The sequence below is a fragment of the Allorhizobium undicola ORS 992 = ATCC 700741 genome, assembly GCF_000621665.1.
Classification (GTDB): Bacteria; Pseudomonadota; Alphaproteobacteria; order Rhizobiales; family Rhizobiaceae; genus Allorhizobium; species Allorhizobium undicola.
In genome coordinates this window covers 32619-53905 of sequence record NZ_JHXQ01000025.1, presented here as the reverse complement: position 1 = coordinate 53905, position 21287 = coordinate 32619, and the positions used below count along the sequence as shown (strand labels likewise).

Annotated in this window: 21 protein-coding genes; 13 read left to right on the top strand and 8 right to left on the bottom strand. The window is 61.0% G+C overall.

All coding sequences use genetic code 11. The features are described from left to right. The 4 genes from T424_RS0117120 to T424_RS0117105 form a co-directional block, all read left to right on the top strand. On the top strand, nucleotides 1-322 hold a 322-nt coding region (locus T424_RS0117120), incomplete at its 5' end, for an ISAs1 family transposase (RefSeq protein WP_027488817.1). A 356-nt stretch (nucleotides 323-678) separates the two neighbouring features. Then, complete coding sequence (gene exbB, locus T424_RS0117115; protein ID WP_051559153.1) at nucleotides 679-1758, top strand: tonB-system energizer ExbB; 1080 nt, start codon at nucleotides 679-681, stop codon at nucleotides 1756-1758. Nucleotides 1759-1761: 3 nt separating this feature from the next. Next, a complete protein-coding gene (exbD, locus tag T424_RS0117110; protein ID WP_027488815.1) occupies nucleotides 1762-2223 on the top strand; it encodes a TonB system transport protein ExbD in 462 nt (153 codons plus the stop codon). Then, the gene (locus tag T424_RS0117105) at nucleotides 2220-3131 is read left to right on the top strand and encodes an energy transducer TonB (protein ID WP_027488814.1); all 912 of its coding nucleotides are present in this window, start codon (nucleotides 2220-2222) and stop codon (nucleotides 3129-3131) included. The genes exbD and T424_RS0117105 overlap by 4 nt, the downstream gene beginning before the upstream one ends. Before the next feature lie 107 nt (nucleotides 3132-3238). On the opposite strand, the gene T424_RS0117100 is transcribed toward T424_RS0117105, so the two are convergent. The 4 genes from T424_RS0117100 to rocF all read right to left on the bottom strand — a co-directional run bounded on the left by T424_RS0117100 (nucleotide 3239) and on the right by rocF (nucleotide 7069). Continuing rightward, the gene (locus T424_RS0117100) at nucleotides 3239-4636 is read right to left on the bottom strand and encodes a family 4 glycosyl hydrolase (protein WP_027488813.1); all 1398 of its coding nucleotides are present in this window, start codon (nucleotides 4634-4636) and stop codon (nucleotides 3239-3241) included. A 165-nt stretch (nucleotides 4637-4801) separates the two neighbouring features. Next, nucleotides 4802-4960 carry a YqaE/Pmp3 family membrane protein gene (locus T424_RS22280; RefSeq protein WP_037068153.1) on the bottom strand — a complete coding sequence of 53 codons (159 nt, stop codon included), beginning with the start codon at nucleotides 4958-4960 and terminating at the stop codon, nucleotides 4802-4804. Nucleotides 4961-5060: 100 nt separating this feature from the next. Then, the gene (locus tag T424_RS0117090) at nucleotides 5061-6125 is read right to left on the bottom strand and encodes an ornithine cyclodeaminase (RefSeq protein ID WP_027488812.1); all 1065 of its coding nucleotides are present in this window, start codon (nucleotides 6123-6125) and stop codon (nucleotides 5061-5063) included. An 8-nt stretch (nucleotides 6126-6133) separates the two neighbouring features. Continuing rightward, nucleotides 6134-7069, bottom strand: a complete 936-nt coding sequence (gene rocF, locus T424_RS0117085) for an arginase (RefSeq protein ID WP_027488811.1) — start codon at nucleotides 7067-7069, stop codon at nucleotides 6134-6136. 116 nt (nucleotides 7070-7185) lie between these two features. On the opposite strand from rocF, the gene T424_RS0117080 reads away from it, so the two are divergent. Then, entirely contained in the window at nucleotides 7186-7626 is a 441-nt protein-coding gene (locus T424_RS0117080) for an Lrp/AsnC family transcriptional regulator (RefSeq protein ID WP_027488810.1), read from the top strand. Between the two features lie 29 nt (nucleotides 7627-7655). Here the strand turns inward: T424_RS0117080 and T424_RS21355 are convergent, their stop codons facing one another. Beyond that, complete coding sequence (locus T424_RS21355) at nucleotides 7656-8576, bottom strand: LysR family transcriptional regulator (protein WP_161712611.1); 921 nt, start codon at nucleotides 8574-8576, stop codon at nucleotides 7656-7658. Nucleotides 8577-8686: 110 nt separating this feature from the next. On the opposite strand from T424_RS21355, the gene T424_RS0117070 reads away from it, so the two are divergent. From T424_RS0117070 to T424_RS0117060, 3 genes are all read left to right on the top strand, one after another. Beyond that, nucleotides 8687-9328 carry a tripartite tricarboxylate transporter TctB family protein gene (locus T424_RS0117070; RefSeq protein WP_027488809.1) on the top strand — a complete coding sequence of 214 codons (642 nt, stop codon included), beginning with the start codon at nucleotides 8687-8689 and terminating at the stop codon, nucleotides 9326-9328. Further along, nucleotides 9325-10830, top strand: coding sequence for a tripartite tricarboxylate transporter permease (locus tag T424_RS0117065; RefSeq protein WP_027488808.1), 1506 nt, complete (start codon nucleotides 9325-9327; stop codon nucleotides 10828-10830). The genes T424_RS0117070 and T424_RS0117065 overlap by 4 nt, the downstream gene beginning before the upstream one ends. A 107-nt stretch (nucleotides 10831-10937) precedes the next feature. Continuing rightward, on the top strand, nucleotides 10938-11939 hold the full coding sequence (locus tag T424_RS0117060) for a Bug family tripartite tricarboxylate transporter substrate binding protein (protein WP_027488807.1): 1002 nt from the start codon (nucleotides 10938-10940) through the stop codon (nucleotides 11937-11939). Nucleotides 11940-12126: 187 nt separating this feature from the next. On the opposite strand, the gene T424_RS0117055 is transcribed toward T424_RS0117060, so the two are convergent. Together T424_RS0117055 and T424_RS0117050 are read right to left on the bottom strand one after the other, a co-directional pair. Further along, nucleotides 12127-12555 carry an RbsD/FucU family protein gene (locus T424_RS0117055; RefSeq protein WP_027488806.1) on the bottom strand — a complete coding sequence of 143 codons (429 nt, stop codon included), beginning with the start codon at nucleotides 12553-12555 and terminating at the stop codon, nucleotides 12127-12129. Next, entirely contained in the window at nucleotides 12555-13784 is a 1230-nt protein-coding gene (locus T424_RS0117050; RefSeq protein WP_027488805.1) for an ROK family transcriptional regulator, read from the bottom strand. The genes T424_RS0117055 and T424_RS0117050 overlap by 1 nt, the downstream gene beginning before the upstream one ends. Nucleotides 13785-14084: 300 nt before the next feature. Here T424_RS0117050 and T424_RS0117045 point away from each other — a divergent pair, with 300 nt between their 5' ends. From T424_RS0117045 to T424_RS0117025, 5 genes are all read left to right on the top strand, one after another. Further along, nucleotides 14085-15110, top strand: a complete 1026-nt coding sequence (locus T424_RS0117045) for a sugar ABC transporter substrate-binding protein (protein ID WP_027488804.1) — start codon at nucleotides 14085-14087, stop codon at nucleotides 15108-15110. A 218-nt stretch (nucleotides 15111-15328) separates the two neighbouring features. Then, entirely contained in the window at nucleotides 15329-16411 is a 1083-nt protein-coding gene (locus T424_RS0117040; protein WP_027488803.1) for an ABC transporter permease, read from the top strand. After that, complete coding sequence (locus T424_RS0117035) at nucleotides 16411-17193, top strand: ATP-binding cassette domain-containing protein (RefSeq protein ID WP_027488802.1); 783 nt, start codon at nucleotides 16411-16413, stop codon at nucleotides 17191-17193. Before T424_RS0117040 ends, T424_RS0117035 begins: the two co-directional genes overlap by 1 nt. Then, nucleotides 17190-17816: a nucleoside triphosphate hydrolase gene (locus T424_RS0117030; protein ID WP_027488801.1), complete on the top strand. Its 627-nt coding sequence runs from the start codon at nucleotides 17190-17192 to the stop codon at nucleotides 17814-17816. Before T424_RS0117035 ends, T424_RS0117030 begins: the two co-directional genes overlap by 4 nt. A gap of 251 nt (nucleotides 17817-18067) precedes the next feature. After that, entirely contained in the window at nucleotides 18068-19234 is a 1167-nt protein-coding gene (locus tag T424_RS0117025) for a polysaccharide biosynthesis/export family protein (RefSeq protein ID WP_027488800.1), read from the top strand. A 103-nt stretch (nucleotides 19235-19337) separates the two neighbouring features. Here the strand turns inward: T424_RS0117025 and glgX are convergent, their stop codons facing one another. After that, nucleotides 19338-21284: a glycogen debranching protein GlgX gene (gene glgX, locus T424_RS0117020; protein ID WP_027488799.1), complete on the bottom strand. Its 1947-nt coding sequence runs from the start codon at nucleotides 21282-21284 to the stop codon at nucleotides 19338-19340. Nucleotides 21285-21287: the final 3 nt, after the last annotated feature.

The window sequence follows — 21287 nt, the reverse complement described above, 5'->3', positions numbered from 1 at the left end:
CCGGATCGAGCCCGACGGGCGCAAGACCCACCATCTCAGACATTTCCTGCTCTCCAGGGAAATCAGTGCCGAGGCTTTCCTGCGGGTAGTCAGGGCGCACTGGACGATCGAAAACCAGTTACACTGGGTACTCGACGTAGCCTTCTGTGAAGATGCGGCCCGTAATCGCAAAGACAACGGCCCGCAAAACCTCTCTATCTTGCGAAAACTCGCACTCAACATCATCCGCCAGCACCCAGACAAAGCATCCATCCGACGAAAAATCAAAAAAGCGGGATGGGACGATCAGTTCCTCATCTCAATGATCGCTCATATGCAATAGCCCTGCCCCTCAAGGGGGGAGATCGGCAAGATCAAGGCCCTGTCTACATTCCTGAAAAGGCCGTCATCACAAATAGTCGTTGAAGAATGGCGCTTTGTCCGCATTGCAATCTCCCCCCTTGAGGGGGAGATGCCTGGCAAGGCAGAGGGGGGTAGGCCACGCCGCATTCTTCAGCGTCGTGTACTGTGGTTTCCGTGAAACAATGAACCGCTCTAAAACAGCCTTGACGCGAGAATATTACTTGAAAAACATACTCATGTTTTATATCGAGGGTGGAAAACCCGCGCCATTTCGACTTTCGCGCTGATGCGCCAATCCGGGAGCGGGCTTTATTCGACATCTGGAAGGATAGAAACATGGTTCAAGGCAGCCCGAAACCTTTCATTCGCATGAGCGCCGTGCTTGTCATGGCGCTTGGCGGTTGCCTTGTTTCGGCAACGGCTCCGGCACAGCAGCCCGCAACACAGGCGGAAATGCCGTTGAGCCCGGCCCCTGCCGCCGAACAGGCCGCACCGCAACCGCAATCGGCAGCGCCCGCACCGGCTGCGGCATCGGCACAAGACGCCACCATTCAGTCCCCATCTGGCCAGTCCCCATCTGGCCAAACCCCATCCGGCCAAACCCCATCCAGCGAGACCCCGTCCGGCCAATCTGCAAGCGGGCAGGAAGGTGCCCAACATGAGACGGCCGCACACGGCACGACCGCGCGCGCGGATATTCCTCATGACCTTTCGCCTGTCGGCATGTTCATGGCCGCCGACTGGGTGGTCAAGGCGGTCATGACGGCTCTTGGTCTTGCCTCTGTTGCCACCTGGACGATTTTTCTGGCAAAATTCCTGCAACTTTCCACGGCAAAGGCCAAGCTTGGCCGTGCCACACGGGTGCTGCAATCCTCCGGCACGCTGGCCCAGGCGCTTGGCGAATTGCAGAACCGCCGCGGCACTGTGCCGTCCATGGTGGTTGCCGCCGCCCGCGAGGTCAAGGCATCCGAGCCGGCCATCGACTATGCTGGAAACGAGGGCGTCAAGGAGCGCGTCACCTCGGCCCTGTCGCGGATAGAGGCAAGTGCCGGCCGCGCCATGACCGGCGGCACGGGCACGCTGGCAACCATCGGTTCGATCGGCCCCTTTGTCGGTCTGTTCGGAACGGTATGGGGTATCATGAATTCCTTCATCGGCATTTCTCAGGCCCAGACCACCAATCTCGCGGTTGTTGCGCCGGGCATTGCCGAGGCCCTGCTGGCCACTGCCATCGGTCTCGTGGCCGCCATTCCCGCCGTCGTGGTCTACAACATCTTCGCCCGCGCCGTGACCGGCTATCGGGCGCGGCTGGTGGATGCCGCCGCGATGATCGAGCGCCTCGTTTCCCGCGATCTCGACTTCCGCAAGATCCCCGCAGACCTGCGCGCCTCGCGCCTGAAAGTGGTGACGGAGTAAGTCATGGCTGGCGGTATTCGCGAACATCATGGCGACGATCTCGTGGAAAATCACGAGATCAACGTCACTCCCTTCATCGACGTCATGCTGGTGCTGCTCATCATCTTCATGGTGGCCGCGCCGCTTGCCACGGTGGATGTCAATGTCGATCTGCCCGCCTCCAGTGCCGCACCGGCCAAAAGGCCGGATGAGCCTGTCTATCTCACGCTCAAGCAGGATCTGACGCTGGCGCTCGGCAACGAGACCGTGGCGCGTGAAGGACTGCCAGCAGCGCTTGAGCGGGTATCGCAAGGCAACCGGGATACCCGTATTTTCCTGCGCGCCGACAAGAATGTCGGCTATGGCGAGTTCATGACCGTCATGAACCTGCTGCGCGATGCGGGCTATCTGAAGATTGCGCTGGTTGGGCTTGAGACCCTGCCTGCCGCAACCACGGCACCGGCTGAGGATCAGAACGGCCAATGAAAAAAGGCAACCATTCCACCGGGCGCAACCCTCTTGCAGAAGGGCTCATCTGGGTGGCGGCAGGCGTCACCGCCTTTGCCGCCCATGCCGGTGCGGTTGCCTATATGTTGCAGGAACCGCCAGCACCGGCCGGAACCAACGAGCCACCCGCCGCAATCATGATCGAAATGGCGCCGGAGCCGCAGGCAACCAATACCGAGGAAGACCAGGTCGCGCCCGACCAGCAAAACGTGGAAGAGGTAAAGAGCGAGGCAACGGAACCGCCGCCCGAGCCCCAGCCTGAACCGCCACCGGAAGAACCGGCACCTGAGCCGGAGCCGGTGGTGGAGCCACAGCCGGAACCGCCCCCGGTGGAGCAGCCGCAAATCGTGGAACAGCAGCCACCCGAACCGGAAAAACCGCCGGAACAGGCAACCGCGCCGATGGAAAATGTCGAGGTGCCGCTTCCCGTGGTCCGCCCGCCGCCGCCGGTGCAGAAGAAAAAAGAGGTTGCCGAACGCAAGCCTGAGCAAAAACCGAAACCGCAGCCGCAAAAGCAGGTTGAACAGGTGGAGGCGAAGGCTCAGGTCACGCAGTCTGACCGGACAGCCGCCAGCCAGAACAGTTCCGGCCTGTTTTCCTCTTCGCCATCGCCCGCCAAATGGCAGTCCCGATTGGTGTCCTATCTGGAGCGCCGCAAGCGCTATCCCAAGGAATCGCGGGAAAACAAGGAAGAAGGCACCGTTACGGTTCGAATGCAGATCGACGATAGCGGTAATGTGCTTTCAGTCTCGGTCTCACGCTCGTCCGGCTTCCCGGCGCTCGATCAGGCAACGCTGGAAGCGATCCGCAAGGCCTCGCCCGTTCCAGCACCACCGCCCGGAGCGGGGAAATCCATCACCGTTCCCTTCCGCTTTTCGCTGCGATAGGGGCCTGCCCCGAGAAAGATGCTGAAATTCCCGCTTTTCTCGGGGCGAGTCACCCACAGTTGATGTGAGGCGCATCATGCCAATGGTCTTTCCAAAGACCACTGGCATCACGCTGCAAGCGATGCCAGCTCCTGCGGCAGGCAATGGCGGGTGGCAGCGATCATTTCGTTGAACATGCGCTCTGCCTTGTCCAGCCCGATCGGCTGAACCAGCGGATCGGAAACGAAAAGCGGAAGCAGGGCCGAAACCTCCCTGTCGATCACCGCATTCAAAAGCGCCGTTTGCCGGGTGGCGTGGGGCAGCACCAGCGCCTCCACCGCAGGCGGCAGGCGTCCGGCAAAGACCGGCTGGATGCCAAGCCCGCTGAACCGGGCATTGGTTTCAACGATTGTCCCCTCCGGCAACCCGGCGACCTGGCCGCGATTGGGCAGGTTGACATTGCTGACATGTTCCTCGCCGCCCATCAATGCGCGCATCTGCTCGACGATTGCCTCCTCCGAAGGAGCGGCAGGCGGCAAGGGTCCGCCGGCATCGAGCGCCTCGGCGGCGGCGACCTTCTCCTGCCGCTCGCGAATGCGGTAATCCACCGGCGTCAACCCGAAGGCAAAATCCTGATGGCGGTCGAGATACCAGCTTTGCGGCAGAAATTCGCTCAAATGCCGGTCGCCAGCCGCCGCGGCAATACCGAAACGGCAGGTGAGATCGAACTTCACCCGGCTCATATCCTCGAAATAGCGGGCATGTTCGTCACGCATGTCGATGGGGCGCTCCCGCCAGCCGCTGTCGCGATGTCTGGCGGCAAAGGCAAGATAATCCTCCATCATGTCAACGCCATCCACGCTCATGCCCGTGACCCAGGTGAAGTGGTTGATGCCAATGACATTGACCTTGGCGTCGGCGATGCGATAGCGAATTTCGCCGCGCTTCTGATTGGCAAGAAAGGCAAGCGTGCGCCGTGTCTTGATAACCTCGTGGCAGGCGCCCCAGGCACGCATCTGTGGGAAGGCCCGGAACAGTGCCCCGGTCAGCACCGACATGGGATTGGTGAGATTGACGACGAAAGCCTTGGGGCAATGCTCGGCTATGGCGAGCCCGATGTCGTAAATCGCCGGAATGGCCCGCAGGGCGCGGATGAAACCGCCCGGCCCCACCGTATCGCCCACCGATTGAACGATGCCGTATCGTTCGGGAATGGCAATATCGCTCGCCATTTCCGCAAAACTGCCGGGAAGAATGGAAATCACGACGAAATCGGCGCCACGCAGCGCCGCCGCCAGCGTTTTTTCCGCCCGGTAGCGGACCTTGACGCCAGATGCCATGGCGCCATAACGCTCACCGATGCGCGCGTTTCGTTCCGCTGCCGCATGATCGATGTCGTAAAGCGTCACATCGGCGGCCATGCGCCCGTCATGGGCCAGATCGCCCATGAGCTTGGTGGCCCAGTTCAGCGATCCACCGCCCACATAGGCAATCCGTACCGGCTTGTCATTTTCGAATGTCCGCATTTCCTTCTTCGGGCCGGTCGGAAAGGGCGCAAACCCGCCTGCTCCGGCCTTCGCCCGCTCCTCCCGTGAACAGGTTCAAACCGTGACATCATATCCGCTCCTCAAAAGCGGATAAGCTAGTATGTCAGATTGACTGCCGCACGTACAGCGGAAAGCCGGGCCTTCTCACTTTTTGAGGATAACCCAGATGGCGTGAATGATGCCTGGAATGTAACCGCAAAGCGTCAGCAGGATATTCAGCCAGAAATGCAGGCCCAGGCCCACCTGGAGGAACACCCCGACCGGCGGCAGGATGATGGCAAAGAGAATGCGAATGACGTCCATGACAGTTCCTTTCCTGTTCGATGTCTTCGAAATGGGAAGGAGGGTGCTTTTGATCCAGAGCCTGACGGAAAAATGAAAATCCCGTGAAACGGCCCCGATGTCATAAAGCCTGTGCCGCCTTGCAGCGCAGCAACATGCCATAGAGGTCGCGCGGTTCGTCGGGATCGGCCAGAAGGTCGAGTTCGCAGAAAAGCCCGGTCTGCTCAAGCTTGCCGCGCACATAACGCAGCGCCGAAAAATCCTCGATGGCAAAGCCGACGGAATCGAACAGCGTGATCGCCCTTTCGCTGGAACGGCCCGGCCTCTGCCCGTTGATGACCTGCCAGAGTTCCTGCACCGGAAAATCCTCCGGCATCTGCTGGATTTCACCTTCGATGCGCGTTTGCGGCGGATATTCCACGAAGACTTCGGAGCGGGTGAGAATATCCCTGTGCAGTTCCGTCTTGCCGGGGCAATCGCCGCCCACCGCATTGATGTGCACGCCCGGACCAACCATGTTATCGGTCAAGACCGTCGCCAGGTTCTTGTCGGCCGTAACGGTGGTGATGACGTCTGCCCCTTCCACCGCCTCTTCGGCGCTTGCGGCAATGATGATGTCGAAACCCTCTCCTTGCAGATTGGCCCGGCATTTTTGGCTGGCCGCGGGGTCAATATCGTAAAGCCGCAGCCGGTTGACGCCGCAAATGGCCTTGAAGGCCAGCGCCTGAAATTCCGATTGCGCGCCGTTGCCGATGATTGCCATGCAGCGCGCATCCGGCCGTGCCAGATATTTGCCCGCCAGCGCCGAGGTGGCCGCCGTGCGCAGCGCCGTGAGAATGGTCATTTCCGACAACAGCGCGGGGTAGCCATTGCCAACATCGGCCAGCACGCCAAAAGCCGTCACGGTCTGGCGGCCCTCCCGCATGTTCTTCGGGTGGCCATTGACATATTTGAAGCCATAGAGCCTGCCATCGCTGGTCGGCATCAATTCGATCACGCCCTCATCGGAATGGCATCCGATACGGGGACGCTTGTCGAACACCTCCCAACGGCGGAAATCCTCTTCGATGACCCCGGCCAGTTCGCGAATGAAGGTTTCCACCCCCACCGTCAAAACCAGTTTCATCATGTGATCGACACTGACGAAAGGCACGATATTGAGATTGGCAGGCGCCTGAGGTTTCATGGTCTGTGTCATGATCTGCTTCCCACATAATCCTGGGTGGGACGGTCCATTACCTGCCGCCCCATGAGGCTTGCCGTCAGATCGGCCATCAGCAGGGCCGTGCGGCCCCGCACATCGAGAAAAGGGTTGAGTTCCACGAGATCGAGGCTGCGCACCAGCCCGCTGTCATGCAGCATTTCCATTGCCAGATGCGCCTCGCGGAAGGTGGCGCCCCCCGGAACCGTGGTGCCGACGGCGGGCGCAATCGACGGATCGAGAAAATCCACATCCAGGCTCACATGCAAAATCCCGTTTTCAGATTTCACACGCTCCAGAAATCCCCGGAGCAGCACGCCCATTCCGTATTCATCGATCATGCGCATGTCATGCACCGTAATGCCGCTGCCCTTTAAGGCCTGGCGCTCGGCGGGATCGACGCTGCGAATGCCGATCATGGCCATGCGGGCCGGATCGAGGGGATGCGACAGCGGCGGATAATAGCCCCCGAAACCGGAGCGGCCAGTGAAATAGGCAACCGGCGTTCCATGCAGATTGCCGCTGACGGTGGTTTCGAGCGTGTGGAAATCGGTATGCGCATCGAGCCACAGCACGAAAAGCGGACGATGTTCTTCGGCTGCGCGCCGCGCCATGCCTGCAACCGTTCCTGCGGAAAGCGCGTGATCGCCGCCCAGAAAGATCGGCATGGAGGACAGGCTTTCACGAAACGCCGTCTCGCTTAAAACCTCTATCCAGGCCGCCGTTTCGGCCAGATGATGCACCGCCGGGTTGGGGTGCGGCATATCCGTGAAGGGGCGCGGCGCAACATTGCCAATGTCGCGCACGCCATGTCCCAGATCGGCAAGAGCAGCGTGCAAACCGGCAATGCGCAAGGCGCTTGGCCCCATTTCGCATCCCAGCCTGCCAGCCCCGATCTGTATGGGCACCCCGATGAGCGTTACATCCATGACAATTCTCCCTCCCCTCGATTGAAACAGCCAGGACTGGCGATGTGAACAGGACAGATTGGCAATATTTGCGATTTGACTTATCGTTCTGGCAAATCAGGGAAAGCAAAACGGCAATGGACGGTCTGGACGAAAAGCTCATCACCCTTTTGCGCCATAACGGGCGGCGCAGTATCTCGGATCTGGCCATCGAAACCGGCGCCTCGCGCGCCACCGTGCGGACAAGGCTGGAAAAGCTGGAAAAGGATGGCACGGTTCTGGGCTATACGGTCATCCTGCGGGGCGATGCGCTGGATGTGCCGGTGCGCGGCATCATGATGATCGAGATCGAAGGCCATGTGAGCGACAAGGTGGTGCGTCTTCTGGCTGGCCTGCCGGAAATTTCCGCCATTCATTCCACCAATGGTCGCTGGGATCTGATCGTGGAGCTGGGTGCGGCCACCTTGAGCGCTTTTGACGGCGTGCTGAGCCGGATCCGCCGCGTGCCGGGTATTGCAAACAGCGAAACCAGCCTTATCCTGTCCACACCGCGCAGCACGAAGGCGCGGCTTGGTTGAGCATTCGACCCGCATTATCCGGGCGGATGTCAGGCGCCATGCTGTTTGCCGTCGGTGAAAATCGCGCGCACGAGATCGTGCAGGTCTGCCGCGGCCGGCGTGAGCGGCACGCCCTTTCTGGAAACAAGGCCAATCTGTCGCGTGACGCCGGGATTGTGCAGAAGGCACAGGCGCAGCCAGTCTTCATCGGCAGATGAAAACGCCATGCGCGGCACCACCGCCAGCGCTGCCCCCGCCCGCGCCATCGCCAAGGCCGTCTGCAAATGTTGCGCCTCATACTGCCAGAACAGATGATCGCATCGTCCGGCCAGGGCATCGTCGATAATCATCCGGTTTCCGGATTGCTGGCTCACCCGCACCAGAGGGTGGCCCTCAAGGTCGGCCCAGTTCACCTGTTTTTTGCGGGCCAGCACATGGTCCAGCGGACAGGCCAGCACGAAAGGATCATCCACCAGCACGTCCGTATCGAAATCCCAGCGATGGCTGGCAATGATGGTCACGCCGAAATCGACGATGCCGCGTTCGACCAGATCGGAGATTTCAGACGCGGACTTATCGTATATTTCGACGGCAACGCCCGGCCGCGCCTGCTGAAACCCTTTCAGCACATGGGGAAGCCTGCCTGCGGCGATGGTGGGCAGACAGGCGATCGCCACCTTGCTCTGCCGCTCCCGGCCTGCCTGCTTCAACCCATCGACGGTGGCCATCAGATCCGCAAGCGTCTGCTTTACCTTCGGCAGAAGATCAAGCCCGGCCTGGGTCAGGCTGACTTCGCGATTGCTGCGCACGAAGAGTTTGGTGCCCAGATCCTCTTCCAGCTTGCGAACACGATGACTGATGGCCGTGTGAGAGAGATTGAGATGCACGGCCGCATCGCGAAAGCTACCGCGATCGGCAATCGCCACGAAAGCGCTCAGGCCCAGAAAGTCGATTCGTGAAGAGTAGTTCACGTCGATAACTCCGTTCGAGATGAAATTCATTCATTAAGTGGTTCAGAAAAATCGTTTGTTTCATACCACAAAATCCCCAATCCTTGCGGAAATGCAAGGGAGGTGCATGAATGTCGATTCAAGGGAGGTTCAGGTTCGATCAGGACATGATCGGTGGCCTGACATTGATTGCCGTCAGTGCCGGTGTGCTTTGGCTATCGAGCGATCTTTCGCAAGGCAGCCTCGCATCGATGGGTGCTGGCTTTCTGCCCCGCTGGCTTGCACTGGCCATCGGGCTGATCGGGGTTGCGCTCGTCGTCAATTCCATGCGTTCCCAAACCTCTGCATTCGGGCAGGCAAGCTGGCGGGGCGTGGGGCTGGTTCTTCTGGCCATCATCGGCTTTGCCGTCATGATCCGGCCGTTTTCCCTGGGAACGATCACGCTTCCCGGCCTTGGCATCATCGTCGCGGGGCCTTTTGCCGTTATTGTCAGCGGCTTTGCAACGCCTGAGGCGCGCCTGCGGGAACTCGTTGCGCTCGCGCTGATGTTGACGGCTTTCTGTATGCTGCTTTTCGGCGATCTCCTGAACCTGCCGATCCCGATATTCCCGCAGGGCCTGTTGAAGATCCTTCCCGGCATATCGGCAAAGCTGCTGTTGCGCATCACGGCGGCCCTGATGATTGGCGTTTCCGTCGCCGTGATCCTCATCAAGCGCCAGGCCGGGCATGTCGGCGGCAAAGCCCCTGTGCCGGTTGCGGAGAAACGGTCATGACCGATCTCCTTGCCAATCTCAGCCTCGGCTTTTCCGTGGCCTTCACGCCGATCAATCTCTGGCTTGCCTTTGTCGGCTGCCTCGTCGGCACGCTGATCGGCGTTCTTCCCGGCGTCGGCCCCATCGCAACGATTGCCATGCTGTTGCCGATCACCTTCGGCTTCGACCCGACCGGTGCGCTCATCATGCTGGCGGGCATTTATTATGGCGCCCAATATGGCGGCTCGACCACGGCAATCCTCGTCAATATTCCGGGCGAGGCCTCCTCGGTGGTGACGGCGCTGGATGGCCACCAGATGGCACGACAGGGCCGGGCGGGCGTGGCGCTTGGCGTGGCGGCCATCGGCTCCTTCTTCGCCGGAACCGTAGCCACCGTGGTCATCGCCGCCCTGAGCGGCCCGCTCACCAGCGTTGCCCTGATTTTCGGCGCTCCGGAATATTTCGCACTTGTGGTCATGGGGCTGGTTTTCGCCGTCGTGCTGGCGCGGGGCTCGGTGTTGAAAGCCGTCGCCATGATTGTGCTCGGCATCCTGCTCTCGACAATCGGCACGGATCTGGAAACCGGCGAGGAGCGGATGACATTCGGCCTTCCGTTTCTGGCCGATGGCATTGATTTTGCCGTTCTGGCCATGGGCCTGTTCGGCGTTTCGGAAATTCTGCGCAATCTCGATGCCCCGGAAACACGCGATACCGTGCGGCAGGCAATCGGCAGGCTTCTTCCAAACGCCCGCGACTTCGCGCAATCCTACAAGCCCGTGCTGCGCGGAACCGCAATCGGCGCCATTCTCGGCATTCTTCCCGGCAGTGGCGCCGTGCTTGGCCCCTTTGCCTCCTATACACTCGAAAAGAAGATTGCCAAGGATCCAAGCCGCTTCGGCAGAGGGGCAATCGAAGGGGTTGCAGGCCCTGAATCGGCCAATAATGCCGGTGCGCAGACCTCGTTCATTCCCCTGCTGACGCTTGGGATTCCCTCCAATGCGGTCATGGCGCTGATGGTCGGCGCCATGACCATCCACGGCATCATTCCCGGTCCGCAGGTGATGACCAAAACCCCCAACCTGTTCTGGGGCATGATTGCCTCCATGTGGGTTGGCAATCTGATGTTGCTGGTCATCAACCTGCCGCTGGTGGGGGTCTGGGTCAGGCTGCTGAAAGTGCCCTACAGGCTGATGTTCCCGGCCATCCTGCTGTTTTGCTGCATCGGCATCTATACGGTCAATTCCCTGCCCACGGACGTCATGTTCATCGGGATCTTCGGGCTGGCGGGCTATCTTCTGATCCGCCTCGGCTTCGAACCGGCGCCGCTGCTGCTGGGCTTCGTGCTGGGCGATCTTGTCGAGGAAAACTTCCGGCGGGCGCTGATCATCTCGCACGGGTCACTATCGACCCTGATCGAAAGTCCGATCAGCAAGATCCTGCTCGGCCTTGCGGCCATCACGCTCCTGCTCTCGCTCATTCCATCGATCCGGCGCGGGCGCGAGGAGGTCTTCGTCGAAGACTGAAGCGCCGCGCAGACATGGGGCTTCCATCCGAAAATGGGTAAGAACAAAAAGCATAACATTTCCCTGTCTCCACGAGACACGGAAAGACTTCAGGGAGGAGAATGCAAATGAAGAAAACGGCTCAATTCGCCATCACCCGCCGTCACGCCCTTGCCGGGGCCTCGGCGGCAGCGCTTGCCGCCATGGGCTTTTCGCGGGCCCGGGCAGAGGCCTATCCCACGCAGAATATCACCCTGGTCGTGCCTTTCACGCCGGGAGGCTCCACCGACATTCTGGCCCGTGTGATCGGCCAGAAGCTGGAGGCCTCGCTTGGCTATCCGATCATCGTCGAATCGCGACCGGGGGCTGGCGGCACGGTGGGCGTTGCATCCGTTGCCCGCGCATCGGCGGACGGATATACCATGGTCATGGGGCATATCGGCACTTTGGGCGTCGCCCCTGCCCTCTATCCCAAGCTCTCCTACGATCCGTTGAAAAGCCTCGATCCCGTCAGCGGCATCGCCCAGGTTCACAACATGCTGGTCGTTCACCCGGACGTGCCGGCAAAGACGCTTGCCGAACTCGTGGACTATGCAAAGCAAAACCCCGGCAAGCTCAACTATGCTTCCGGCGGCAATGGCAGCGCCGCCCATATCGCCATGGTGGCGCTTGCCGACCGGGCCGGCATTCAGCTGACCCATGTGCCTTACAAGGGAACGGCCCCTGCCGTGACCGATCTTCTCGGCGGGCGCGTGCAATTGACCTTTACCGGCGCTCCCAACCTGCTCCAGCATGTGGAAGCAGGCAAGATGCGGGCGCTGGCCGTATCGGGAACCACACGCCTGAAAGCGGCGCCATCGGTTCCCACTGTCGCGGAATCGGGCTATCCCGGTTTCGAAGCCTCGCAATGGTACGGCATTCTGGTTCCGGCAGGCACGCCGAAGGAGATTATCGATCGGCTCAACAAGGAGATCGTGGCCGCACTCTCCGGCAGCGAAGTGCGCGATCGGCTGGCGCTTGAAGGCGCCGACGTCTGGACCAACACGCCAAAGGAATTCCACGATCACATTGCCGCGGAAATTGACCGATGGGGCGCACTGGTAAAGAAAACCGGCATCCGGCTCGACTGAAGCCGCCGTCTACGGCGTAATTCCTTAAATCGGAATCGATTTAAGGTAAAAATTATGCAGCAGATTTAAAGTGTTACAGCGTCCTTCGTGCGTTTGATAAAACGCACGGCGCTGTAGCCTGCGCGGGGGATTGCCCTCCCCGCGCATTTTCTTGCCGTGCCTTTCCTTCCCCCGCTCCACAAGCGGATCAGGGATAGATCACACCCTTTTTCAAAATGACATTGGCGTAAAGGCGCGGTTCGCTGGTCTGCACCACGGTATGGGCCGCCTTGACGCGCGGGTAGAAATCCGGCCCCAGCAGCGGCACCACATTTTGCTGTGGCTCATGGCGGGCGCAGCAGGCGATGATTTCCTCATGCACCGGATCCAGCCGGTCCCGCTCGGCGCGCACGGTGGAGCGGAAGATTGCTTCCGGCACGAAATCATCGATCGGCATGACAGAGAGAATGGCATCCAGCACCGGCACCAGCGCCACCCCATCCAGCCGGATCAGCCGCCGGGCATGTTCCAGCGCCGGATAATTGCCATCCACAATGGCGATTTCATCGCCATGGCCCATGGCCCGCAGGGTAAACAGCAGCTCGGGGCTGAGAATGGGGTTGAGACCCTTCAACATTATTGCAACTCCTTGAACAAGACATTCTGATCCAGCAGATAACGGGAAAACAGCGGCAGGCTGGCGCCACCGATGGAGCGGGCCTGATGGCCGACCGCCCCTTCGACAATATCGGGCATCAGCACGCCCTGAAGATCGAGCGACTGCACGGCCGCGCGCGTCGCATCCACCAGCCGCCTGCGCACCCAGTCGGGAAAGCCGCCATCGATCACGGCAGCGGAAAAATCGATGACCGAGGCCGAAGCGACAATGGCCTGGGCAAGGGCTGCCGCCGCATCCTGAATCCAGATTTCCAGCGGTTCGCCATAATCCACCCAGTTTCGCGGCGAATACCATAGCGGCTGGCTGTCATGCCCGTGGTCGCGCAAAAGATTTTCCAGCACGAAAATCGAGGCGATCTTCAGAAGCTGCACCGTCTTGCCCTGACGGTTCTGCACCGGCAGCGGCCCCAATGCGCCCGCCGTGCCGCTGCGGCCGGAAAACAGCGACGAGTTCAGTACAATGCCGCCACCAATGAAGGAGCCGATGAAGAAATACACGAAATCGGGATATTGCGATCCAACGCCAAACACCAGTTCAGCCGCACAGGCGCTGGTGGCGTCGTTTTCGAGAAAAACCGGATAGGGCACAAGGGCGGCCACATCGGCATGGAGATCGGCCTTGCGCCACGCGGCCATCTCTTCCTCCGGCGCGCCGGTTTCTTCCGCCCAGCTCCACAATTCGAAGGGTGCTGCAATGCCAACACCGGCAACGCGCCGCCTTTCTGCCGCGCTCATGCGCCCCTCAAGCTCGGCCATGCCGGAAACAATGAAATCCAGCAGCGGTTGCGGCAGCGGATAGGGATAGGTGCGTGTCACCTCATGGCGGATGGTGCCGACGAAATCCATCAGCACGAGGCTTGCGCTGCGCCGCCCGATCTTGACGCCAAAGGAAAAGGCGCCGTCCGGGTTGAGCATCATCGGCACGGAAGGCTGGCCAACACGGCCGCGCATCGGCTGCCCGCGAATGAGCAGGCCTTCCTTTTCCAGAACACGCATGATGACGGTGACGGTCTGGGCAGAAAGACCGCTGCGCCTTGCAATCTCTGCCTTGGACAAGGAACCGTGGCGGCGCACCAGCGACATGACCAGCCGCTCGTTATAGGCGCGCACGCCGATCTGGTTGGCGCCGCCGCTGATGTCGAGGATCGGAGCCGCCTGCCCCGCCTCCAGGCCCGCCTCATCGGCCATATCGCTTCCTCCCGGTCTCCGGCTAAGGGCAACGCCCTGGCCGGATGTCATTCCTTGTCCGCTCGCCGCCTTTCCATGCCGCCTGCCCGCATGGGAGAGCGGCACCATCCTGCCCGGCCGAACTTTCCCGCAGAATGCCACAGCACATTAATAATTCAACTCGATTTATTTATTGACAGCCGAAAAATTTGATGATGTTCTAATTCGCGGATCAGGCGCCGCGCGGGAGATGCAGGCCCTGTTCACCGTGAAGCCTCGGAAAGAGGCTCCATTCATCGATTATCCTTTGGGAGGAATCCAATGAAGTCCAGTTTGATCGGCGCCACGCTCGGCGCCTTGGCCCTCGGCGTTGCCTTTTCCACCGGCGCGCACGCCGCGGATGTTTCCGCCTGCCTGATCACCAAGACCGACACCAACCCCTTCTTCGTGAAGATGAAGGAAGGCGCCAGCGCCAAGGCCAAGGAACTCGGCATCACGCTGAAGTCCTATGCCGGCAAGATCGACGGCGACAGCGAAAGCCAGGTTGCCGCCATCGAGACCTGCATTGCCGATGGCGCCAAGGGCATCCTGATGACCGCCTCCGACACCAAGGGCATCGTGCCCGCCGTCAAGAAGGCCCGCGAGGCAGGCCTGCTGGTAATCGCGCTCGACACGCCGCTCGATCCGATCGATGCAGCCGACGCCACTTTCGCCACCGATAACCTGCTTGCCGGCAAGCTGATTGGCCAGTGGGCCGCCGCAACGCTGGGCGACAAGGCCAAGAGCGCCAAGGTTGCCTTCCTCGACCTGACCCCTGCCCAGCCCTCCGTGGACGTGCTGCGCGACCAGGGCTTCATGATCGGCTTCGGCATCGACCCCAAGGATCCCAACAAGATCGGCGACGAAAAAGACCCGCGCATCGTCGGCCATGACGTGACCAACGGCAATGAGGAAGGCGGCCGCACCGCCATGGAAAACCTTCTCCAGAAGGATCCCTCCATCAATGTCGTCCACACGATCAACGAGCCTGCCGCAGCTGGCGCCTATGAAGCGCTGAAGGCCGTCGGCAAGGAAAAGGACGTGCTGATCGTTTCCGTCGATGGCGGCTGCCCGGGCATCAAGAATGTCAAGGAAGGCGTGATCGGCGCAACCTCGCAGCAATATCCGCTGATGATGGCGGCTCTCGGCATCGAGGCCATCAAGAAATACGCCACCACCGGCGAAAAGCCGAAGCCGACCGAAGGCAAGAACTTCTTCGACACCGGCGTTTCGCTTGTCACCGACAAGCCGGCCAAGGGCGTACCTTCCATCGACACCAAGGAAGGCACCGCCAAGTGCTGGGGCTGATGCCCATCTGAACCAACCATCGCAAGGGCGGCCCGGACATCGGGTCCGGGCAGGCCAGGACCACCGGACACGGCCCAAGGGCCGCCCTTGGCGCAAGCAACGACAGCAACTGCAACGTGTTTGCGCAAGTTGAATAGTGTCAAGGTTTCACTGCCTGAGGGAGCTTTACCCGCCCCCCGGCCCTCACATCCTCGCAAGAGGCACACGGGAGGAAGATCATGAGCGAGCCACAAGCCGCCACCAAACCCCATCTTGAATATGAAAAAGTCCTCTCGGGCAGCTCCACGCAGGTTGCCCAGTTCGACTCGCATGACAAGACGCCCTTGCAGAAGTTCCAGCACTTTCTGCATGGCAGCCCGGCTGCGGTTCCGCTGATCGTGCTGCTGCTGTCGGTTGGCGTGTTCGGCGCCATTCTCGGCTCGAAATTCTTCTCCGCCTTCTCGCTGACGCTGATCCTGCAACAGGTGGCCATTACCGGCATTATCGGCGCGGCGCAAACGCTGGTCATCCTCACGGCCGGCATCGATCTTTCGGTTGGCGCCATCATGGTGCTGTCATCGGTCGTCATGGGCCAGTTTGCCGTGCATTACGGCATTCCCGGTCCGCTGGCGGTGCTGTGCGGCTTTGCGGTCGGGGCGCTTTGCGGCTTCATCAATGGCTGGCTGGTGGCGCGGGTCAAGCTGCCGCCCTTCATTGTCACGCTCGGCCTCTGGCAGATCGTTCTGGCCTCGAACTTCCTCTATTCGGCCAATGAAACCATTCGCGCCCAGGATCTTCAGGAAAATGCGCCGATCCTGCAATATTTCGGCCAGAGCCTGCGCCTTGGCGGCGCGGTCTTCACCTATGGCGTCATTGCCATGGTGCTGCTGGTCTGTGCGCTGTGGTATGTGCTGAACCAGACCGCCTGGGGCCGCCATCTCTATGCGGTTGGCGACGATCCGGATGCGGCAGAGCTTGCGGGCGTCAATGTCAAGCGAATGCTCGTTTCCGTCTATACACTGTCCGGGCTGATCTGTGCGCTGGCGGGCTGGGCGCTGATCGGCCGCCTCGGCTCCGTATCGCCAACGGCAGGCCAGTTTGCCAATATCGAATCCATCACCGCCGTGGTGATCGGCGGGCTCTCGCTGTTTGGCGGGCGTGGCTCCATTCTCGGCATGTTGTTCGGCGCGCTCATCGTCGGCGTCTTCCAGCTGGGGCTGCGTCTCGTAGGCACGGACCCGCAATGGACCTATCTCTTGATCGGCGTGCTGATCATTGCCGCCGTCGCCATCGACCAGTGGATCAGAAAGGTAGCAGGCTGATGACCAAGGAACCCATTCTTTCCGCCCGTGGCCTCATCAAGCGTTACGGCAAGGTAACGGCGCTCGACAATGCCGATTTCGACCTCTATCCGGGCGAAATCCTGGCGGTGATCGGCGATAATGGCGCGGGCAAATCCTCGCTGATCAAGGCGATTTCCGGTGCGGTGACGCCCGATGAAGGCGAAATCCGCCTGGAAGGCAAGCCGGTGCAGTTCCGCTCGCCCATCGAGGCGCGCAAGGCCGGGATCGAAACCGTCTACCAGAACCTTGCGCTTTCGCCCGCCCTTTCCATTGCCGACAACATGTTCCTTGGCCGGGAATTGCGCAAACCCGGCCTTGCGGGCAGCCTGTTTCGCAAGCTCGACCGTCCGGCCATGGAAAAATTCGCCCGCGACAAGCTGTCGGAACTTGGCCTGATGACGATCCAGAACATCAATCAGGCGGTGGAAACACTCTCCGGCGGCCAGCGCCAGGGCGTGGCTGTGGCCCGTGCCGCCGCCTTCGGCTCCAAGGTGGTGATCCTTGACGAGCCGACAGCTGCTCTCGGCGTCAAGGAAAGCCGCCGCGTGCTGGAACTCATTCTCGATGTCCGCGCCCGCGGCCTGCCCATCGTGCTGATCTCGCACAATATGCCGCATGTATTCGAGGTTGCCGACCGCATCCACGTCCACAGATTGGGCAAGCGCCTCTGCGTCATCAATCCGAAGGACTACACCATGTCCGATGCGGTTGCCTTCATGACCGGCGCGAAAGAACCGCCTCAGGACGTTCTGGCCGCATGAAGCTGCAAGCCCTGAAAAACGAGGTGTTGCGGCTGGCCGGTTCGGCCAGCCGTTTCATTGTTGCCATCGCCGGCCCCCCCGGCTCCGGCAAATCGACGCTTGCCGAGGCCCTTGCCGAAGCACTGACCGCGTCCGGCGAAACGGCGGACGTGCTGCCCATGGATGGCTTCCATATGGATAATGCCATTCTGGAGGATCGCGGCCTTCTGGCCCGCAAAGGCGCGCCGGAAACCTTCGACGTCCGCGGCTTTCTCGACATCGTGACCGCCGTGCGCCGTGGCGGTGAAGAGGTTCTGGTCCCCGTCTTCGACCGCTCGCGGGAGCTGGCCATTGCATCGGCACGCGCCATCGCGCCCGAGACCCGCTTCATTCTGGTGGAGGGTAATTACCTTCTGCTGGACGAGGCGCCCTGGACGAGGCTGGAAGGCGCCTTCGATCTGACGATCTTTACCGCCCCAGCGCTTGGCGTTCTCGAACAGCGCCTGCGGCAACGCTGGCAGCATTACGGCCTCGACCCCGCCACTATCGACAGGAAGGTTGGGGAAAACGACCTTCCCAACGGCAAACGGGTGATCGAACGCTCCCGCCCTGCCCGCATTTCTGTGGACATCGTCGAGATCTGAACCATGGCAAGCGCGGTAGAAGGGCCACAGCTGCCGCTTTTCCACAGGCCATGGCGCAGGAAAAATCCATTATGACGCATAAATATTGTATCTGAGGGAATTCGTTAAGATTGTTTCAATAGCGTTGCCGCCCAAGGTCGCGTCTTGTCTTTGTCCTTCAAGCTGGGTAGTAGTTTGACGCGCGGATCTGACGATCGGTTTCGATCGAGAGTCGCGTATATGCAGGAGTCGCCAGAGTGGAAAGCTGTGCTGTGAAGAAAGTCATTGCCATCGTACTGACTGCGGGACTTGCCGCCTGTGACACACTTCCCGCCGCCGGGCCTCTCTCCTCACAGATCGAAGGCCAGGCTGGCAAATCCCGCCAGGAACTGAACCGCGCCAATGCCGCCGTTTACGAGGTAGTGGATGTGGATCAGAGAGCAGCACGCCTTGTCGCGAACTTCTCCAGCAGCCTGTTCAGCCGCCGCTTCGGCATGGGCGGACGTGCCGGCCGCGTGGTGATCGGTGTTGGCGACCAGTTGAAGATCAGCATTTTCGAGGCAGGCGCGGATGGCCTGTTCTCCACCGCCGAATCCAAGCAGACCACCATCGATGTGGTCGTGCAGCCGGATGGCACCGGCACCATTCCCTATGTCGGCCAGATCAAGCTTGCCGGCAAGACTCAGGAAGAGGCCCGCAAGGCCATTCTTGAAAAGCTGGTAAACAAGGCGGTGGAGCCGGACGTTCTCGTCAATGCCGCCGCCACGGCCTCGCGCACCGTTGCAGTCTCGGGCGCGGTTGGCGCCCCCTCCAACGTACAATTGACACTGGCGGGTGACCGCGTCACGGAAGTGATTGCCCGCGCCGGCGGCCCGTCCAGCGAGCCCTATGAAACCTATGTAACGCTGGTACGCGGCAACAGCACGGCCTCCGTGCTGCTGAAGTCGTTGATCGAAAATCCGCGTGAAAATATCTATGTCGAACCGCGTGACCAGATCTTCGTAAGCCATGATCCGCGCACCTTCACAGCGCTCGGTGAAGTGCCGAAAAACGGTCGCCAGCCCTTCGGCTCCAACGATGTCAATCTGCTCGAAGCCATCGCGCTTTCGGGCGGCGGCACCGATAGCCGCGTCGATGCGGAAGGCTATTTCATCTTCCGCTACGAAGAGCCGGAAATCGTCATGGACCTGCTCGGCCCGCAGCGTTTCCACGCTCTTCAGGCCAAGGGCATGGCGGCGAACAAGGACGGGCGCTACCCGCTGGTCTATCGCTTCAACATGCATTCGCCAGACAGCCTGATCATCGGCCAAAGCTTCCCGGTGAAGAACCGCGACATCATCTATGCATCGCGCCACCCCACGGTGGACTTCCTGAAGTTCATGCAGCTCGTGACCACCCCGGTCGGGGCCGCGAACTCCATCCACAACATGACGGATTGAGGCTAGAGCGGTTCATTGTTTCAGGGAAAGATTGAACCGTTCTAAGTGTTACAGCGACCTTCAACAGGCATCGGGGCATGGGGCAACCAGCCTGTTGGAGATTTCAGGCCGAAAGCAGAAATTCGACACTGCGGGCGCGCAGTGTCAGCCGCAATGCGGCCATTTCACCGGACAGTCTCTTCCAGGCCCTCTCCGCTGGCAGGGCCACGCAAAGATCACAGCCAGCGCGATTGAAGAGAATGGCAAGCCCTGCCATTCCGCCTGCCTTGTTATCCGGCGTTTCGATCACCATGCCGAGGAAGGCAGCCTGCGGATCCTCCCAGTCTTCCACACACATGGGCTCGCCCTGAAGATTGAACCACGTCACGTCCCCCTGACCGGTGAAGAAATCCTGCTCTCCCAGCGCCGCAAAACGCTTGCGCAAGCTGGAAAGCTGCGCTGTGTGGTTCAGCAAGTCCTCGTCCAGTGCGCTCCAGTCCAGCCAGGTGATCTCGTTGTCCTGCGCATAGGCATTGTTATTGCCGCGCTGGCTGCGGCCCGCCTCATCGCCCGCCGTCAGCATGATCGTTCCCCGGCTGGCAAAGAGCGTGGCAAGGAGTGCGGCACGGTCGGCGGTTCTGGCTGCCCGCACAGGCATGTCTGACGTCGGGCCTTCCACGCCGTTGTTCCAGGAGTGGTTGTCATTGTGGCCATCGCGATTGTCTTCGCCATTGGCCTCGTTATGCTTGACGTTATAGGTAGTGAGATCGGCCAGCGTGAAGCCGTCATGGGCGGCGATGAAATTCACACTGCGCGTTCGACGCTGACCAGGCCGTGCGAACACATCGGAAGAGCCTGCCAGCGCCGTGGCGAAGGCGCCCGTCATATGCGCATCCCCCCGCCAGTAGCGGCGAATCGTGTCGCGGGCGCGGTCGTTCCATTCCAGAAAGGGCGGCGGGAAATTGCCTGCCTGATAGCCGCCGGGGCCAATGTCCCAGGGTTCGGCAATCATCACCCTTCCCTCCAGCACCGGATCGCGCAGCAGCGCAGTCAGCGTTTCGCCCTGCGGATCGAAACCCTCCATCGTCCGCCCGAGGATTGGCGCCAGATCGAAGCGAAACCCGTCCACGCCCGCCGCCGTCACGAAATGCCGCAGGCTATCGACAATCAGCCGGCGCACCTGCGGGTGGTCGCAGGCCAAGGTATTGCCGCAGCCGGTATCATTGACCAGCACCCCCGGCTCCCCCGCCACATGGCGGTAATAGCTTGCATGATCGATGCCGCGCAGGCTGAGCGTTGCGCCATGGCGGTCGCTTTCGCCGCTGTGATTGAAGACGAGATCCAGAATGGTGCCGATTTCTTCGGCCCGAAGCGCTGCCACCGTCTGGCGCAATTCCGCAAGGCCGCCGGGGCACAGACGCGGATCGAGCGCCATGAAGGCCACGGGATTATAGCCCCAGCTATTGGAAAGGCCGAGTGGCGGCAAATGGCGCTCGTCGATCCAGGCGGTGATCGGCAAAAGTTCGACGGCATCGACACCGATGCGCTTGAGATGTGCGATGACAGCGGGATGGGCAAGGGCCGCAACAGTGCCGCGCTGCGCCTGCGGCACATCGGGGTTCAACATGGTAAAGCCGCGCACCGGCACTTCATAGATAAAGCCGCCCGCTTCGAAGACCGGCGGCTCGACCGTCACCGCCTCTGAGCGTGTGACAATGGCCTTCGGCACGAGGTCGGCGGTATCCTCGCCGAAAACGGCAAGCCGGGCATCGTGGCGAAAGGGCCTGTCGAGGTGAACGGCATAGGGATCGACAAGCAGTTTGGCGGGATCGAACCATAGCCCCCGCTCAGGCTCATAGGGGCCGTGAACGCGGTAGCCATAGCGGGCGCCCGCTTTCAGTCCAGTCACGAAAAGGCGGTGCATATCGCCTTCCCGCATCATCGGCAGGCGGCGCAACTCCCGTTCCCCCGCCGCGTCGAACAGGCAAAGCTCCACCCGCTCGCCATGCCGCGACCAGAGCGAAAATTCCGCTCCGGCCTCTGTCAGAACAACGCCGCCCCCTGTCGTCATGCG

Excerpts from the sequence above, each read along its gene's own strand:
- exbB (WP_051559153.1), top strand. The coding sequence starts at position 679 with ATGGTTCAAGGCAGCCCGAAACCTTTCATTCGCATGAGCGCCGTGCTT.
- exbD (WP_027488815.1), top strand. The coding sequence starts at position 1,762 with ATGGCTGGCGGTATTCGCGAACATCATGGCGACGATCTCGTGGAAAAT.
- T424_RS0117105 (WP_027488814.1), top strand. The coding sequence starts at position 2,220 with ATGAAAAAAGGCAACCATTCCACCGGGCGCAACCCTCTTGCAGAAGGG.
- T424_RS0117100 (WP_027488813.1), bottom strand. The coding sequence starts at position 4,636 with ATGCGGACATTCGAAAATGACAAGCCGGTACGGATTGCCTATGTGGGC.
- T424_RS22280 (WP_037068153.1), bottom strand. The coding sequence starts at position 4,960 with ATGGACGTCATTCGCATTCTCTTTGCCATCATCCTGCCGCCGGTCGGG.
- T424_RS0117090 (WP_027488812.1), bottom strand. The coding sequence starts at position 6,125 with ATGAAACCTCAGGCGCCTGCCAATCTCAATATCGTGCCTTTCGTCAGT.
- rocF (WP_027488811.1), bottom strand. The coding sequence starts at position 7,069 with ATGGATGTAACGCTCATCGGGGTGCCCATACAGATCGGGGCTGGCAGG.
- T424_RS0117080 (WP_027488810.1), top strand. The coding sequence starts at position 7,186 with ATGGACGGTCTGGACGAAAAGCTCATCACCCTTTTGCGCCATAACGGG.
- T424_RS0117070 (WP_027488809.1), top strand. The coding sequence starts at position 8,687 with ATGTCGATTCAAGGGAGGTTCAGGTTCGATCAGGACATGATCGGTGGC.
- T424_RS0117065 (WP_027488808.1), top strand. The coding sequence starts at position 9,325 with ATGACCGATCTCCTTGCCAATCTCAGCCTCGGCTTTTCCGTGGCCTTC.
- T424_RS0117060 (WP_027488807.1), top strand. The coding sequence starts at position 10,938 with ATGAAGAAAACGGCTCAATTCGCCATCACCCGCCGTCACGCCCTTGCC.
- T424_RS0117055 (WP_027488806.1), bottom strand. The coding sequence starts at position 12,555 with ATGTTGAAGGGTCTCAACCCCATTCTCAGCCCCGAGCTGCTGTTTACC.
- T424_RS0117050 (WP_027488805.1), bottom strand. The coding sequence starts at position 13,784 with ATGGCCGATGAGGCGGGCCTGGAGGCGGGGCAGGCGGCTCCGATCCTC.
- T424_RS0117045 (WP_027488804.1), top strand. The coding sequence starts at position 14,085 with ATGAAGTCCAGTTTGATCGGCGCCACGCTCGGCGCCTTGGCCCTCGGC.
- T424_RS0117040 (WP_027488803.1), top strand. The coding sequence starts at position 15,329 with ATGAGCGAGCCACAAGCCGCCACCAAACCCCATCTTGAATATGAAAAA.
- T424_RS0117035 (WP_027488802.1), top strand. The coding sequence starts at position 16,411 with ATGACCAAGGAACCCATTCTTTCCGCCCGTGGCCTCATCAAGCGTTAC.
- T424_RS0117030 (WP_027488801.1), top strand. The coding sequence starts at position 17,190 with ATGAAGCTGCAAGCCCTGAAAAACGAGGTGTTGCGGCTGGCCGGTTCG.
- glgX (WP_027488799.1), bottom strand. The coding sequence starts at position 21,284 with ATGACGACAGGGGGCGGCGTTGTTCTGACAGAGGCCGGAGCGGAATTT.